Below are 15,264 nucleotides of genomic sequence, written 5' to 3'. Positions count from 1 at the left end.
ACAAGACGAAACCGCTACTGCAATTGAGCGGCAACCAACGGCCAGCGGGTGTCAAAATCATCCGTTGGGCGGTATTTAAATTCGCTACGTACAAACCGGGATAGCATACCTTCGCAGAAAGCCAGTAACTGGCTGGCCAGAAGCGTTTCATCCACGGTGTAGCCTTCACCTTCACGCATTCTTTTTTCTCGCAGAACCTGGCGCAACTGCGCTTCAATGCGCTCAAAAAGTTGGTTAATGCGACCTTGCAGACGGTCTTGCTCGAACATCAACGCGTGTCCGGTCAGAATTCGCGTCAGGCCCGGATTACGCTCACCAAACCCTAAAATCAGCAGAACGATCAGACGCAGACGCGCGCTGGTGTCCTTTTCATCTTTCAAAATCAGATTGATACGCGTAATCAGACTATCTTCGATAAACTCAATCAGGCTATCGAACATACGGGTCTTGCTGGGGAAATGGCGATACAATGCCGCTTCGGATACGCCAACTGAGGCTGCCAGCTTTGCTGTGGTGATGCGTTGGCTACCATCGCTGGACTCAAGCATCAGTGCCAGAGACTGAAGTATTTCTTCGCGACGATTCCTTTTCGCAGTTTGCTTTTCTACCATGTTACAAAATACCCCTGAAAATAAGCTCTTGCCAGGCAGGCATCCACACAGCGACCGCAAACTGTTGTTTGCGGTGTGTTATTGCGTTATTACGCTATGGGATACTTTTCTGCGGGTTACTTGCGCCCGGAATGGCCGAAGCCACCTTCGCCACGATCGGTGGCTTCAAACTCTTCCACCAGATTAAATTCAGCCTGCACGACCGGTACAAATACCATCTGCGCGATACGTTCGCCCGGCTCAATAGTGAAGCTGTCCTGACCACGGTTCCAGATGGACACCATCAGTTGGCCCTGGTAGTCGGAATCAATCAAACCAACCAGATTGCCCAGCACGATACCGTGCTTATGGCCCAATCCGGAGCGCGGGAGCATCACCGCTGCCAGAGAAGGATCGGCAATGTGGATAGCTAACCCGGTTGGCACCAGCGTTGTTGCGCCCGGTGCCAGTTCTACGGCGTCATCAAGACAAGCACGCAGGTCAAGTCCGGCAGAACCAGAAGTGGCGTACGTCGGGAGCGGAAATTGTTGCCCAACGCGCGGGTCCAGAATCTTAACGTCGATTTTTTTCATCATAACGGGTCACGATCTCGTCGAGTAATAATTGGCCCAGGAGTTCTTTACGCTCAAGCGGTAAGACTTTGTCTCCATCCTGCCAAAAAAGGTGTAATGCGTTGCTATCGCTGTTAAACCCTTGAGTTGACAGCGAAACGTCGTTCGCACAGATCACATCAAGGTTTTTGCGGATGCGTTTTTGCCGGGCATATTCTTCCACATTATTTGTTTCGGCGGCAAACCCAACGACAAAAGGACGGTTAGCATCCAGTGCGGCAACACCGGCGATAATGTCCGGGTTTTTGACCATTTTTACTGTTAATTCATCACCCTGCGTCGCTTGTTTTTTTATTTTTTCGTGGGCGACAGTTTCAGCGCGATAATCAGCGACTGCAGCGCAGCCGATAAAAATATGCTGTTGTTGCACTGCAGACTGCACAGCGGCTTCCATTTCCAACGCGGTCATCACATCAACCCGCTGAACAAATGGTGGTGTGGATAACGAAACCGGACCCGATACCAGTGTGACGTTTGCCCCGCGCTTTGCTGCAGCGGCCGCGATAGCAAATCCCATCTTCCCGGAGCTATGGTTGGAAATATAACGCACGGGATCAAGCGGTTCACGCGTCGGACCCGCCGTAATCATGATGTTGAGATGTTGCAGATCGTTGACAGGCGAAAAATGTTCTGCCGCCATATCCACAATTGTTAACGGATCCAGCATACGTCCAGGACCGACATCGCCACATGCCTGGCTACCGCTGTCTGGGCCCCAAATGAGCAAACCGCGTGAGGCAAGAATACCCAGATTGTGCTGGGTTGCGGCTGCGCGATACATCTGCTGGTTCATGGCTGGCAGTACAGCAACAGAAGCAGGCGTTGCCAGACAAATCGTTGACACCAGGTCGTTGGCCATACCTGCGGCGACACGAGCAATCAGGTCTGCTGTAGCGGGCGCCAGGATGACCAAATCGGCCCATTTTCCCAGCTCAATGTGGCCCATCGCAGCTTCGGCTGCGGGATCAAGCAAGCTGTCGGAAACGGGATAACCTGAAACTGCCTGTAAACTCAGGGGAGTAATAAATGCTTTTGCCGCTTCGGTCATCGCCACGCGGACGTCAGCGCCGCGTTCCCGTAAACGACGCACCAGCTCAGGGGTCTTGTACGCAGCAATCCCGCCACTGACGCCAAGTACGATTTTTTTACCGGCCAGGCTCATCATGATCTTTCCTGTTGGGTTTCACCAGAAGGCGGATATTTTATCACAATCCGCAATTTGTCGTGCTTTTGACCGCCTTCTACTTTGCGAGGCACTACGAAGAAGTGAAAACCGCGCGTCGATTCACCGTCGGTGTTATGCCACTATGCGGACGCGAAAGGAGGGAAAAGTATGGACAATACAGGAAGTATGATGCCCAGGGAAAAGCTGTTGGCACAGGGGGCCAGTTCGCTGACCGATGTTGAGTTACTGGCGCTTTTTTTACGTACCGGCATTCAGGGTAAAGATGTGCTTACGCTGGCGAAAGAGATGCTTCAGCATTTTGAGTCGTTGTATGGTTTGTTGTCTGCTGATTACATGGATTTTAGCTATGTTCCGGGAATCGGTATCGCGAAGTATGCACAGTTGAAGGGTATTGCGGAGCTGGCAAGACGCTACTACAACGTGCGAGTGATAGAGGAGCGTGCTCTACTTAGCCCGGAAATGGCGCGTGAATTTCTGCAAAGCCAGCTCTCGCAAGAGGAACGCGAGATCTTTCTGGTGATCTTTATGGATTCTCAACATCAAGTGATTAAACACAGCAAACTTTTTTCCGGGACACTAAGCCACGTCGAGGTACATCCGCGAGAAATTGTCCGCGAAGCGATAAAAATGAATGCTTCCGCTGTGATCCTTGCGCATAATCACCCTTCGGGGTGTGCAGAGCCGAGTAAAGCAGATAAACTCATCACCGAGCGTGTTGTGAAATGCTGTCAGTTCATGGATATCCGGGTGCTTGATCATCTGGTCATTGGGCGCGGAGAGTACGTTTCTTTTGCGGAACGCGGTTGGATTTAACGCACTTTACGCGATCCATCGGGATCTTTGTCTGTTCGGGACTTGAGCATAACGCCGGGTCAGCGTATACTACGCCACCTTTGAGAATCTCGGGTTTGGCATTTGGGCCTGGCAATCGAGAGTTCACTTAGAACTATGCGATGACCGGGCTGTAAAGCCTGACGAGGCGCCGATACCCCATACGAAGCTCGAGCTAATTTGATTTTTGGAGAATAGACATGTCCCGAGTCTGCCAAGTTACTGGCAAGCGTCCGGTGACCGGTAACAACCGTTCCCACGCACTGAACGCGACTAAACGCCGTTTCCTGCCGAACCTGCACTCTCACCGTTTTTGGGTTGAGAGCGAGAAGCGTTTTGTCACCCTGCGTGTATCTGCTAAAGGTATGCGTGTAATTGATAAGAAAGGCATCGAAACAGTTCTGTCTGAACTGCGTGCCCGTGGCGAAAAGTACTAAGTACTAAGAGGAAATAAATCATGGCTAAAGGTATTCGTGAGAAAATCAAGCTGGTTTCTTCTGCTGGTACTGGTCATTTCTATACCACTACGAAGAACAAACGTACTAAGCCGGAAAAACTGGAACTGAAAAAATTCGATCCAGTTGTACGCCAGCACGTACTGTACAAAGAAGCTAAAATCAAATAATTTTAGTTTCGATGTAGCAAAAAACCTCGCCTCGGCGGGGTTTTTTGTTTTCTGGCCGTCCCCATATTAATGAGACCTGATATACCGCCGGAGATACTATGCCTGAATTACCTGAAGTCGAAACCAGTCGCCGTGGGATTGAGCCGCATCTGGTGGGGGCAACGATTATGCACGCGACTGTGCGTAACGGTCGTTTGCGTTGGCCGGTATCAGAGGAAATCTATCGCCTGAGCGATAAACCTGTCCTGAGCGTACAGCGGCGCGCAAAATACCTGCTTCTGGAGCTGCCGGATGGCTGGGTAATCATTCATCTGGGGATGTCGGGTAGTTTGCGTATCCTTCCTGAAGAGCTTCCGGCAGATAAGCACGACCACGTTGACTTAGTGATGAGCAATGGCAAAGTTCTGCGTTATACCGATCCCCGTCGCTTTGGTGCCTGGCTGTGGACTAAAGAGCTGGATGGACATAATGTCCTCGCCCATCTTGGCCCTGAGCCGCTGAGTGACGATTTCAACGCCGGTTATCTACAGCAGAAATGTGCAAAGAAGAAAACGGCGATTAAACCCTGGCTGATGGATAACAAGCTGGTGGTGGGGGTGGGAAACATCTATGCCAGCGAGTCGCTGTTTGCGGCTGGTATCCATCCTGACCGTCTGGCATCATCGCTGTCGAAAGATGAGTGTGAACTGCTGGTACGCGTTATCAAGGCGGTTTTGCTGCGTTCTATCGAGCAGGGCGGGACGACGCTGAAGGACTTTCTGCAAAGTGACGGTAAGCCGGGCTATTTTGCCCAGGAGCTGCAGGTCTATGGGAGAGAAGGTGAACCTTGCCGCGCATGTGGCGCACCGATTGTTGCGACAAAACACGCCCAGCGTACAACGTTCTATTGCCGTCGCTGTCAGAAATAGTTTCATTGCTGGCCGGATGCAGCATCCGGCCAGGCACATTACTTCAACTTACTCATTAACGCCTGATGGACGTTTTCCGGCAGAAAGTGCGTCACATCACCCTGATGGCGGGCGACTTCTTTCACCAGTGACGATGAGATAAATGACCACTCTTTAGACGGCATCAGAAAGACGCTTTCCAGTTGCGGCATTAGGTGGCGGTTCATGTGCGCCAGCTGCATTTCATACTCAAAATCTGCTACCGCGCGTAGGCCTCGGATCAGAATGTTAGCCTGATTATCACGGGCAAAATTTGCCATTAAGTCGCTGAATCCCAGAACTTCCACATTGCCGAGATTCGCCGTTGCCTGTTGCGCCAGCTCGACGCGCTCTTCAAGGGTAAACATCGGTTTTTTACTGGGACTTGCGGCAATCGCCAGGATCACGTGATCGAACATGCTGGTCGCACGCGTCACGATATCAAGATGGCCGTTAGTTATGGGATCAAAGGTTCCTGGATAAATCGCCCGTTTTTGCATGGCTTGCCTCAATGCGTTTTGGGTGGCAGATAAGGTTCCAGCAGCTGCAGCAGACGCTGTAACGCGCCCTGATTTTGATACAGAACTTCAACTGCGTGACGGCCATAAAAATTACGATAATCTGCATCGGTCAGTAAAGAAGATACTTCTTTTACCAGCGTAGGTGCGTCGGTGACGGTGATCAATCCGCTTGCCTGTTCGAGGCGGGCGCAAATATCTTTAAAATTAAACGTATGTGGTCCCATCAGCACTGGAATAGCATGTGCTGCGGCTTCCAGTGGATTGTGCCCACCACGTTCAACCAGTGAACCGCCGACAAAAGCAAGGTCGGCAATGCCATACAGCAACATCAGCTCACCCATGGTATCACCGATCACAACCTGAGTGCCTGAGGACGGAACTTCACCCGAAGAACGAGTGGTATAGCTTAGCCCAGCCTGGCGTACGAGGTTAATTGCATCCGGGAACCGTTCAGGATGTCTGGGAACCAGAATTAGTAAAAGATTCGGGAACTGATTTAATAACGCCTGATGGGCGGCAATGATGATGCTTTCTTCGCCGTCGTGGGTGCTGGTTGCAATCCATACCGGGCGGTGAGGAGCCCATTGACGACGTAATGTCACCGCTTTTGCAGCCAGTTGTGGCGTGACGGATATATCAAACTTCAGGCTGCCAGTAACGGTGACCTGATTGCTTCTGGCGCCAAGCGTAATAAAACGTGCGCCATCTTCTTCGTTTTGTGCGGCAATTAACGTAATTCGACGCAGTAGTCTGCCAACAAATTTACCTAATTTCGCATAGCCAGCGGCTGAACGAGCAGAAAGACGTGCGTTGGCAATGACCAGAGGAATGTGACGCTTATGGAGTGCCGCGATCAGATTTGGCCACAGCTCGGTTTCCATAATTAACACCAGTTTGGGGTCAACTTTATTCAGAAAACGGTTCAGGGCATCCGGTAAATCGTAAGGCAGATAAATATGCTGAACATCAGTGCCAAAAGCAGATTGTACGCGCTCGGAACCGGTTGGCGTCATGGTGGTGACCGTGATCGGCAAGTCGGGATAACGGTGGCGCAGAGCGCGAACTAATGGGATTGCAGCCAGCGTTTCGCCCACAGAAACCGAATGAAGCATGATCCCGCCGGGTTTTAGCGGGCGGCGATAAAAGCCGTAGCGTTCGCCCCAGCGTTTACGGTAGGCCGGAGCCTTACGTCCGCGCACCCAAAGCCGTATCCAGATCAAAGGCTGAATAAGGTAGAAAAGGGCGGTGTAAAGCAATTCGAGCATAATGGTAGCTGACTTATGAATGTGCTGGGGATTCTATGTATTTAGCTGTGGCTTTACCAATACTTTTCCTATTTTTAAATTAAATAGCGTCCTTTGTGGGAACTGCCAATGGGAACAACATCTTTTTCATCTTTACGTTTTTTGTTGAAATTTTCAGGTTTAGTCGAGATATAGTGCTAAAACTCAAAAGCATGTAACATATCAACATATTGATTTAAAAGAATAAAAAACATTATTTGTGCAAAGATTATTCGAGTCGGAACATGGCAAAAGAAGTGATACACTAGCACGTAAAAATCAGTGCGATATCAGTAATCAGGTAGCTGTTGAGCCTGGGGCGGTAGCGTGCTTTTTTCTGCTTAACTTAACCAGACAATCACAACAAAAGAGTCGCTTGTGGAAAAGCCATTTCGAAAAATCCTGGTCATAAAAATGCGTTTTCACGGAGATATGTTGTTAACAACTCCTGTTATTAGTACGCTAAAGCAGAATTATCCTGACGCTAAAATAGATGTGCTGCTTTACCAGGATACGATCCCAATTTTATCTGAAAACCCTGAAATTAATGCACTTTATGGGATCAGTAATAAGGGGGTAAAAACCACAGATAAGATTAAAAATGCCCTTTCGCTGATCAAAACTTTGCGCGCCAACCAGTATGATCTTGTCGTCAATCTCACCGATCAGTGGATGGTGGCAGTCATTGTACGTTGTCTTTCTGCTCGTGTGAAAATCTCACAGCTTTATGGTCACCGACAACATGGTTTTTGGAAAAATAGCTTCACACAATTAGCACCTATTCATGGTACTCATATTGTTGAGCGTAATTTATCTGTGCTGGAGCCTTTAGGTATCACTGATTTTTATCAAGATACTACTATGAGCTATGCTCCCGAGCACTGGCAGAAAATTCATAAAAATTTGGATACCTTGGGAATTAAAGGGCGCTATGTGGTTATTCAGCCAACCGCAAGACAGCAGTTTAAATGCTGGGATAACGACAAATTTTCTCGTGTAATTGATGCACTACATCGTCGTGGATACAAGGTTATTCTGACGTCAGGCCCTTCGGCAGATGACCTGGCTTGTGTGGAAGAAATTGCACAGGCATGCGAAACCCGGCCCGTTACGGAACTTGCTGGCAAAACCACTTTCCCCGAGTTGGGAGCATTGATTGACCATGCGGATCTCTTCATTGGCGTCGATTCTGCGCCTGGTCATATTGCTGCAGCGGTAAAAACGCCAGTGATTTGCCTGTTTGGTGCCACCGATCATATTTTCTGGCGTCCCTGGACTGACGATATTATTCAGTTTTGGGCAGGCAATTATCAACCCATGCCACAGAGAAACGAGCTCGATCGGAATAAAAGATATCTTTCCGTTATTCCCGCCGAAGATGTGATTGCTGCTACGGAAAAAATGTTACCGCAAAATGTGCAAACCGACATCCGAGATGTATCGCTATGATCGTCGCTTTCTGTTTATATAAATATTTCCCGTTTGGTGGCTTGCAGCGGGATTTTATGCGAATTGCTCAAACTGTTGCCGCCCGCGGACACCACGTTCGGATCTACACTCAGTTTTGGGAAGGGGAATGCCCTGATGTTTTTGAGTTGATTCGGGTTCCGGTTAAATCGCGAACGAATCATGGTCGTAATGCTGAGTATTATTCATGGGTACAAGTGCACTTACGTGAACATCCTGTCGATCGCGTTGTGGGGTTTAATAAAATGCCGGGGCTGGACGTTTACTATGCTGCAGACGTCTGCTATGCCGAGAAAGTGGCACAAGAAAAAGGTTTTTTCTACCGTCTAACGTCACGTTATCGTCACTATGCTGCTTTTGAACGCGCGACGTTTGCGCAGGGTAAACCGACACAGCTATTAATGCTAACTGACAAACAGATTGCTGATTTCCAGAAGCATTATCAGACCGAGGCTGGGCGTTTTCATATTCTCCCTCCGGGAATTTATCCGGACAGAAAATATAGCCAACAGATCCCAAATAGCCGTGAAGTTTATCGCCAGAAAAACGGCATAACGGAGCAGCAGCATTTATTGCTGCAGGTGGGGTCTGATTTTACCCGTAAAGGGGTTGACCGTTCTATTGAGGCGTTGGCATCCCTGCCCGAAATGTTGCGGCATAATACGTTGTTGTTTATTGTTGGGCAGGATAAACCGCGAAAATTTGGAGTGTTGGCGGAAAAGCATGGAGTTCAGGCTAATGTCCATTTTTTCTCTGGGCGGAATGATGTCGCAGAATTAATGGCTGCTGCCGATTTGCTCTTGCATCCAGCGTACCAGGAGGCTGCGGGTATTGTGCTTCTGGAGGCAATTACTGCGGGGTTGCCAGTTTTGACATCGTCGGTATGTGGATATGCGCACTATATTGAGGATGCAAATTGTGGTGTGGTAATTGAAGAGCCCTTCCGGCAGGACATGTTAAACAAGGTCTTATGTGAAGCGCTGACGCAACCTTCATTGCGTGCTGCGTGGGCAGAAAATGCACGGCATTATGCGGATACACAGGATTTGTATAGTTTGCCGGAAAAAGCGGCAGACCTCATTACAGGTGGTTTGAATGGTTGAGTTGAAAGAGCCGTTGACCACACTTTGGCGCGGCAAAGATGCTTTTGAGGAAGTCAAAACATTGCAGGGTGAAGTATTCAGAGAGCTGGAAACTCGCCGAACTTTGCGATTTGAACTAGCTGAAAGAAGCTATTTCCTCAAATGGCATCGGGGTACTTCTCTTAAAGAGATCGTGAAAAATCTGCTCTCTTTTCGCAAGCCTGTTTTAGGTGCGGATCGAGAGTGGAATGCTATTCACCGGCTTAGTAATTTAGGCGTAGATACGATGCATGGCGTTGGTTTTGGCGAAAAGGGGTTGAATCCTCTGACCAGAACGTCGTTCATTATTACAGAGGATCTGACGCCAACGATTAGTCTGGAAGATTATTGTGCCGATTGGGCGATGAATCCTCCTGATATCAAAGTGAAGCGGATAATTATAAATCGTGTCGCCATGATGGTCCGTAAGATGCACGCAGGAGGGATTAACCATCGTGATTGCTATATTTGTCATTTCCTACTGCATTTACCCTTCACTGGTTATGAGGATGATTTAAAGATTTCTATTATTGACCTGCATCGTGCTCAGATTCGCAGTAAGGTTCCTCGCCGCTGGCGAGATAAAGACCTGATAGGGCTCTATTTTTCATCAATGAATATTGGTTTGACGCAGCGCGATATTTTCCGGTTTATGAAAACTTACTTTGGCATATCTCTAAGAAATGTTCTTTCTCGGGAAGAAAAATTGCTGACCCAAACAGAGATGAAAGCTGAAAAAATTCGTGAACGGACACAACGAAAATCTCTTTAAAATATAATAAACTAACTTTATGAAAATAACATTCGTCGGTGAAGCTGTTTCCGGATTCGGTGGAATGGAGACAGTAATTAAAAATGTCATCAGTACTCTTCAGACCAAATCACAGCCTGATGAGTGCAGTGTTTTCTTTTTTTGTCGAAATGATAAAATGGATAAAAATTGGTTGCGTGGAATTAATGTCGAATACTCTCTCTCCAGGCAAAAAATTTCCTTTTTAAGACGGATGAAACTAGTTTCTGATTTTAAAAAATGGCTTAAAAAAAATAATCCTGATGCTGTTATTTGTATCGATGTTTTATCCTGTCTTCTGGTAAATAAGGCCAGATTGAAGTCAGGGGTAAATTTCAAACTTTTTTCATGGCCACATTTTTCTCTTGATCATAAGAAGTATGCTGAGAACATAGTCTATGCCGATCATCATCTGGCAATCAGTTCTGGTATTAAACGGCAGATTATGGCGAGAGGTGTACCAGAAGGCTCGGTCAGTCTCATTTACAATCCAATCGCTAGGAAAGAAGAAACAATTCCATCACCAGGTAAAGAAGATGTAACAACCTTCCTCTATATCGGCCGTATGAAATTTGAAGGACAGAAGCGAATAAAAGATTTACTTGATGGGCTTTCTAATGCGAACGGAAAATGGAAGCTTCATGTCATCGGTGATGGTTCAGATTTTATTAAGTGCCAGAGTTATGCTAAGGAGCTTAAAATTGATAATCATATTACTTGGCACGGTTGGCAATCGGATCCCTGGGCTCTGGTAAAAAATGAGATAAAATATGTTAGTGCATTATTACTAACATCATCCTTTGAAGGATTCCCTATGACATTGCTAGAGGCTATGTCATATGGCATACCATGCATAAGTTCTGATTGTGAGTCTGGTCCTGAAGATATAATAAAGAATGGTATAAATGGTTTTTTATATTCACCGGGTAATCTAACTGAATTCACTATGCTATTAAATAAAATTATTTCTGAACCTCTTACTATATCTGCGAAAGAAATCAAAGAATCAATGTTTGAATTTTATGATTCTGTATATTATAAAAATATGAATGAGACCATCTTATCTGTAGTCCATAAAAGTGAGAAGTAAATCGTATGTGCTTAAATGATAATAGATTTATCCTTTCTCAAATAGATTATAATTATTCTGGATATGATGAGACGGAATGTTTTAATGTCTGTTATGGATTGGACAAAAATTTCTTATTTGGATGTGGTGTATCTATTGCCTCAATTTTAATTAATAATCCACAAGAAAAACTTGCTTTTCATGTATTCACGGACTATTTTTCAACGGATTTTCGTGAAGAATTTGAAATGTTGGCCAAAAAATACAAAACCCGTATTTTTATATACTTAATAAACGGAGATACGCTAAAAATACTCCCTAGCACAAGAAGTTGGTCTTATGCGATCTATTTTCGGTTTATTATTGCTGATTATTTTTCTGATAAACTTGATAGGATTCTGTATCTTGATGCTGATATTGTCTGTAAAGGAAGCATTCAAGAGTTAATTGACTTCAACTTTGATCCTGATGATATTGCTGCTGTTGTTGCCGAGGGCGATGAAAAATGGTGGAAACGGAGGGCAGAGCATTTATCAACACCGGGTCTAGTTGATGGGTATTTTAATTCCGGCTTTCTTTTAATTCAGCCACCTGTTTGGGCTGCTCAAAGAATATCCTCAAATGCTATTGAACTGTTGAATGATCAAGAAATAACGAAAAAAATTACACATTTTGATCAGGATGTTTTGAATATTTTGCTAACGGGTAAAATCAAGTTTATAGATAGGAAATTTAATACTCAGTATAGTATTAACTACGAATTGAAAGACATTACTGTAAACCCGGTACGAAATTCAACTGTACTTGTGCACTATATCGGGCCAACGAAGCCTTGGCATTCATGGGGAGATTATCCTGTCTCAAGTTTTTTCTATCAGGCAAAAGATGCTTCACCGTGGCAGAATACAAAACTTTTTGAACCTCAAAATACAGTGCAAAGTCGGTATGCAGCTAAGCATTTTTTGAAACAGAAAAAATTTACTCAAGCATTTCTCTGTTGGGGAAAATACTATGCCTATAAAGCAAAAGCAATCATCAAGTAATTTGGTTGTCTCAAATCCAACGATTTGTTTGATTTCTTTTGGGTGGAAAATATGGATGTATTAACACAATATATTAAGAAAGAGTATTCATTTACTAATAATAATCTATTGCGGGTTCAAGATGGTTACTTTAACATTGCATATGGTACAGATGCTAATTACCAGATGGGAGCTGCAATTTCCATAGCATCTATTCTCGAAAATAATAAAAAAAGAAAACGAAATTATTGTTTCCATGTTTTTACTAATACTATATCAGAAGAATACGCTAGGCGCTTGAAGTTAATTTCTGAGCAGTTTGATGCCGTCATTAATATTTATACGATTGATGAGAGAATTCTCGGTAAATTGCCAGTAAGTGCAATATGGCCATTGTCAATATATTACCGGTTATTGGCATTTGATTATCTATCTCAAAGTATGAATGTGCTCCTCTATCTTGATTCTGATGTAATTTGTAAAAATGAACTGACAGAGTTAGAGGAGTTGTATTTAGGCGATAAGTTTGCCGCTGTTATCCCTGATGTTGAATCTACGCAGAAACGGAACCAGCAGCGATTGAATATTGATTTTCAAGGTAAATATTTTAATTCAGGTGTTATTCTTGCTAACTTGCTGCAGTGGAAAGAAAAAAATATCTCAGATCAAATATTTTCTCTAATTAGAAATGAGGGGAATAATTTAAAATATCCTGATCAAGATGCATTAAATATAATTTTCCGCGGGCGGTTGGTCTATCTCGATAGAATATATAACTCAATTTATCCGTTGAAGTCTGAGTTTGAAAAAAAAGATAAAAGTAATTATAAAAAATACATTACAGAAAAAACCGTCTTTATTCATTATACAGGTGTCACGAAACCATGGCATGAATGGGGAGCATATGACGCCTCAAGTTATTTCCGGACTGTTTATGAGTTAACACCATGGAAAAATGACAGGTATTTAAAGGCAAAGACGAAACCTGAATATAAAGAAGAGTATAAGCACTATATATATCAAAGGAGTTATATAAAAGCTTTATGTTCATTGTTTCTATATCAAAAAATTAAGATTTTTAATTAGGCTGTAATGCAGTGAATACTATACCTATGAATAATAACTTTCCTGTTTTTATCATTTCTCTTAAGAATGATGTTGAGCGAAGAGAAAATATCTCGAGGCTTCTTGCCAATGTAAATATTGGCTATGAATTTTTTGATGCAATTGATTACCGGAGCGAATTATTTCAAGATAAAAAAAGGAACGTCCCTATTAACTCAGGGAAAGTATATGGTGAGATGACTGAACCAGAAATGGCTTGTACATTAAGCCATCTCAGTGTGTATCAAAAAATATTAGATAACAATTTCAAGTGGGCTCTTATACTTGAAGATGATGTCTCATTTGATTCTAGGTTGGCTGCTGTGGTACACACACTTTCTCAATCAACGGATATACTTAAGAATGGTTGCTCATATGTACTTGGTGGTCAACAGGGAACTTCTGACCATCAGCTTTTTGGCTTAAGTTTACTTAATGTTTCAAAGATTGGACCTGTTAATTTTCGGAAGGCAACATATAAGAAGCACAAAGTAACGCGGACGTGCTGTTATATTGTTGATAGACAATACTGTCAACGAGCTTTGTCATTACTCTCCACCCATGGATTTTATTTGGTCGATGATAGAAAAATTCTATTAGATAATGGTGTGATGAATGATATTTATTTTTGTGATATAGTCTCTCATCCCTTGGTTAACTCATTGAACTCACATCTGGAAAATAGTCGTATTAATAAAAAAAACCAGACTAAAGTAAAAAAAAGAAACTACTTAATTTCCAAATTGCTATTATGGCGATATAAGTTTAGGGTGTTACTTGGTTGCTTTATATAATAAAAAGCCAGAATTTTATAATTCTGGCTTTTTTTGTTAGATTTTTTCTTTGTTATTAACTAGTGAGCATATTAATGTTAATGTTAATAACCATGCGAGTGGTACTGGGACTGCGTATGTCAAAATGTCACTTAATCCATATAATACTATTGCCACCACATAAGTATACATCATCGGTATATTTTTCTTGTGTATGAATGTAATTATAGAGATTAAGAATAAGATATTCAATATTACGCCTAACCAACCAGTGGTTGATAGTGTATCAATTATCTGATTATGAAGATGAATGTTAAGAAATAACAGTGCTCCAGATAGTTCCTTATTATTTTCGACAATTTTTTTGATTTTATATCCTCGTTCTTCAAGCGATTGTCCTGTGAAGTTATTGTACGAGGATTCGATACCCGTTTTATACATCGCAAAGCGAGCTCCCACAGACGTCACTGTGTTATTCTCATGGTATTGCTCTATATCTGACTTTAAATTGTTCACCCTTTCAATAATTGGCTTATATAATAATACACCGGAGAATATCGCAAGTACAATAATAGAGAAAATGCTGGTTTTTCTTGCTTTTACACTGTGTCTTTTTAGCTCATTCCAAAAAATAAAGATAATAACTAATGGATATATAATAATTCCTGCTCTTGTGCCTGTTGCAGAAATAGCAATGAAGTTTGCAAAGCTAATAATTATAAGCAGTGGTAATCTAAATTTTGTGACAAGCGTTGATATCGCGATTAATGCATACAATGAAATAAAAGTAATTGTATATGCTGCACCTGTTGCATTTGGTCCATATGCCAATGATAAAGTTGCTCTGTTTTCATTAAGGATGAAAAATTGATAGTACGCATATACTATATATATCAGATTAACTAATAGAGCGATGAAAAGATGAATATTTTTCATTATCTTTTCTGAGCGATCTCTTATGCTGGTCACGACAGGAATAGTAAATGCTGTAAATAACCCTGCCAGGCTCCAGTCTCGATAGTTCATATAAGCACCTACATATTCTGAATCTGGTGTTTTATATATCCTGAACCATAAAAATGACAAAATTGACAGGGCTAAGAGACTGAGTGCTATATATCTATGTTCTGATTTTAAATATTTATTTGGCGAAATTATGATAGCTAGTAATGCAATTTCTCCAGCAATTCTTAGCGATTTTAAGGCAAAGCCTTGCTCAAATGGTAAAAGCAATAACGCAAGGAAACATAATCCCATTGTTATTGAATACATTATGCTATCGGCGTTATTTCTATTTATCATAAAAAAGATGATCCACAATTTT

17 protein-coding genes are annotated in these 15,264 nt (G+C 43.4%); 11 read left to right on the top strand and 6 right to left on the bottom strand.

Going from position 1 to position 15,264, the window contains the following annotated elements; translation table 11 throughout:
- Positions 1 to 14 precede the first annotated feature (14 nt).
- From slmA to coaBC, 3 genes are all read right to left on the bottom strand, one after another.
- Positions 15 to 611 carry a nucleoid occlusion factor SlmA gene (gene slmA, locus OGV57_RS22995; protein WP_003024060.1) on the bottom strand — a complete coding sequence of 199 codons (597 nt, stop codon included), beginning with the start codon at positions 609 to 611 and terminating at the stop codon, positions 15 to 17.
- A gap of 116 nt (positions 612 to 727) precedes the next feature.
- Positions 728 to 1,186 (bottom strand): dUTP diphosphatase, encoded by a 459-nt coding sequence (dut, locus tag OGV57_RS22990; protein ID WP_006687626.1) that lies wholly within the window; start codon positions 1,184 to 1,186, stop codon positions 728 to 730.
- Positions 1,164 to 2,384, bottom strand: coding sequence for a bifunctional phosphopantothenoylcysteine decarboxylase/phosphopantothenate--cysteine ligase CoaBC (coaBC, locus tag OGV57_RS22985; protein WP_003024066.1), 1,221 nt, complete (start codon positions 2,382 to 2,384; stop codon positions 1,164 to 1,166). The genes dut and coaBC overlap by 23 nt, the downstream gene beginning before the upstream one ends.
- Positions 2,385 to 2,555: 171 nt before the next feature.
- Here coaBC and radC point away from each other — a divergent pair, with 171 nt between their 5' ends.
- The 4 genes from radC (at position 2,556) to mutM (ending at position 4,772) form a co-directional block, all read left to right on the top strand.
- Positions 2,556 to 3,221, top strand: a complete 666-nt coding sequence (radC, locus tag OGV57_RS22980; protein WP_003837605.1) for a RadC family protein — start codon at positions 2,556 to 2,558, stop codon at positions 3,219 to 3,221.
- Between the two features lie 218 nt (positions 3,222 to 3,439).
- Positions 3,440 to 3,676: a 50S ribosomal protein L28 gene (rpmB, locus tag OGV57_RS22975; RefSeq protein WP_003024071.1), complete on the top strand. Its 237-nt coding sequence runs from the start codon at positions 3,440 to 3,442 to the stop codon at positions 3,674 to 3,676.
- A gap of 20 nt (positions 3,677 to 3,696) precedes the next feature.
- On the top strand, positions 3,697 to 3,864 hold the full coding sequence (gene rpmG, locus OGV57_RS22970; RefSeq protein ID WP_003024094.1) for a 50S ribosomal protein L33: 168 nt from the start codon (positions 3,697 to 3,699) through the stop codon (positions 3,862 to 3,864).
- Between the two features lie 98 nt (positions 3,865 to 3,962).
- The gene (mutM, locus tag OGV57_RS22965) at positions 3,963 to 4,772 is read left to right on the top strand and encodes a bifunctional DNA-formamidopyrimidine glycosylase/DNA-(apurinic or apyrimidinic site) lyase (protein WP_003844529.1); all 810 of its coding nucleotides are present in this window, start codon (positions 3,963 to 3,965) and stop codon (positions 4,770 to 4,772) included.
- A gap of 38 nt (positions 4,773 to 4,810) precedes the next feature.
- On the opposite strand, the gene coaD is transcribed toward mutM, so the two are convergent.
- Both coaD and waaA read right to left on the bottom strand, forming a co-directional pair.
- Positions 4,811 to 5,290: a pantetheine-phosphate adenylyltransferase gene (coaD, locus tag OGV57_RS22960; RefSeq protein ID WP_054528890.1), complete on the bottom strand. Its 480-nt coding sequence runs from the start codon at positions 5,288 to 5,290 to the stop codon at positions 4,811 to 4,813.
- Positions 5,291 to 5,298: 8 nt separating this feature from the next.
- Entirely contained in the window at positions 5,299 to 6,576 is a 1,278-nt protein-coding gene (waaA, locus tag OGV57_RS22955) for a lipid IV(A) 3-deoxy-D-manno-octulosonic acid transferase (RefSeq protein WP_003837609.1), read from the bottom strand.
- 396 nt (positions 6,577 to 6,972) lie between these two features.
- Here waaA and rfaQ point away from each other — a divergent pair, with 396 nt between their 5' ends.
- Genes rfaQ through OGV57_RS22920 form a run of 7 tightly spaced genes read left to right on the top strand, consistent with a single transcriptional unit; the run spans position 6,973 to position 13,961 of the window.
- Positions 6,973 to 8,043: a lipopolysaccharide core heptosyltransferase RfaQ gene (gene rfaQ, locus OGV57_RS22950; protein ID WP_046671031.1), complete on the top strand. Its 1,071-nt coding sequence runs from the start codon at positions 6,973 to 6,975 to the stop codon at positions 8,041 to 8,043.
- Positions 8,040 to 9,164, top strand: a complete 1,125-nt coding sequence (locus OGV57_RS22945; RefSeq protein WP_046671030.1) for a glycosyltransferase family 4 protein — start codon at positions 8,040 to 8,042, stop codon at positions 9,162 to 9,164. The genes rfaQ and OGV57_RS22945 overlap by 4 nt, the downstream gene beginning before the upstream one ends.
- Complete coding sequence (rfaP, locus tag OGV57_RS22940) at positions 9,157 to 9,954, top strand: lipopolysaccharide core heptose(I) kinase RfaP (RefSeq protein WP_054528889.1); 798 nt, start codon at positions 9,157 to 9,159, stop codon at positions 9,952 to 9,954. Before OGV57_RS22945 ends, rfaP begins: the two co-directional genes overlap by 8 nt.
- A 19-nt stretch (positions 9,955 to 9,973) precedes the next feature.
- Positions 9,974 to 11,062 carry a lipopolysaccharide 1,6-galactosyltransferase gene (waaB, locus tag OGV57_RS22935; RefSeq protein ID WP_046671028.1) on the top strand — a complete coding sequence of 363 codons (1,089 nt, stop codon included), beginning with the start codon at positions 9,974 to 9,976 and terminating at the stop codon, positions 11,060 to 11,062.
- A gap of 5 nt (positions 11,063 to 11,067) precedes the next feature.
- On the top strand, positions 11,068 to 12,084 hold the full coding sequence (gene waaO, locus OGV57_RS22930) for a lipopolysaccharide 3-alpha-galactosyltransferase (protein WP_054528888.1): 1,017 nt from the start codon (positions 11,068 to 11,070) through the stop codon (positions 12,082 to 12,084).
- 51 nt (positions 12,085 to 12,135) lie between these two features.
- On the top strand, positions 12,136 to 13,149 hold the full coding sequence (locus OGV57_RS22925; RefSeq protein WP_054528887.1) for a glycosyltransferase family 8 protein: 1,014 nt from the start codon (positions 12,136 to 12,138) through the stop codon (positions 13,147 to 13,149).
- 26 nt (positions 13,150 to 13,175) lie between these two features.
- Entirely contained in the window at positions 13,176 to 13,961 is a 786-nt protein-coding gene (locus tag OGV57_RS22920) for a glycosyltransferase family 25 protein (RefSeq protein WP_172616047.1), read from the top strand.
- Between the two features lie 36 nt (positions 13,962 to 13,997).
- Here the strand turns inward: OGV57_RS22920 and OGV57_RS22915 are convergent, their stop codons facing one another.
- Entirely contained in the window at positions 13,998 to 15,242 is a 1,245-nt protein-coding gene (locus tag OGV57_RS22915) for an O-antigen ligase family protein (RefSeq protein ID WP_046671022.1), read from the bottom strand.
- Positions 15,243 to 15,264 lie beyond the last annotated feature (22 nt).

This window comes from Citrobacter sp. Cf087, assembly GCF_030334285.1.
Taxonomy (GTDB): domain Bacteria; phylum Pseudomonadota; class Gammaproteobacteria; order Enterobacterales; family Enterobacteriaceae; genus Citrobacter; species Citrobacter freundii.
Note: the sequence above shows the minus strand (reverse complement) of the source record. Positions and strands in the feature narration are given on the sequence as shown.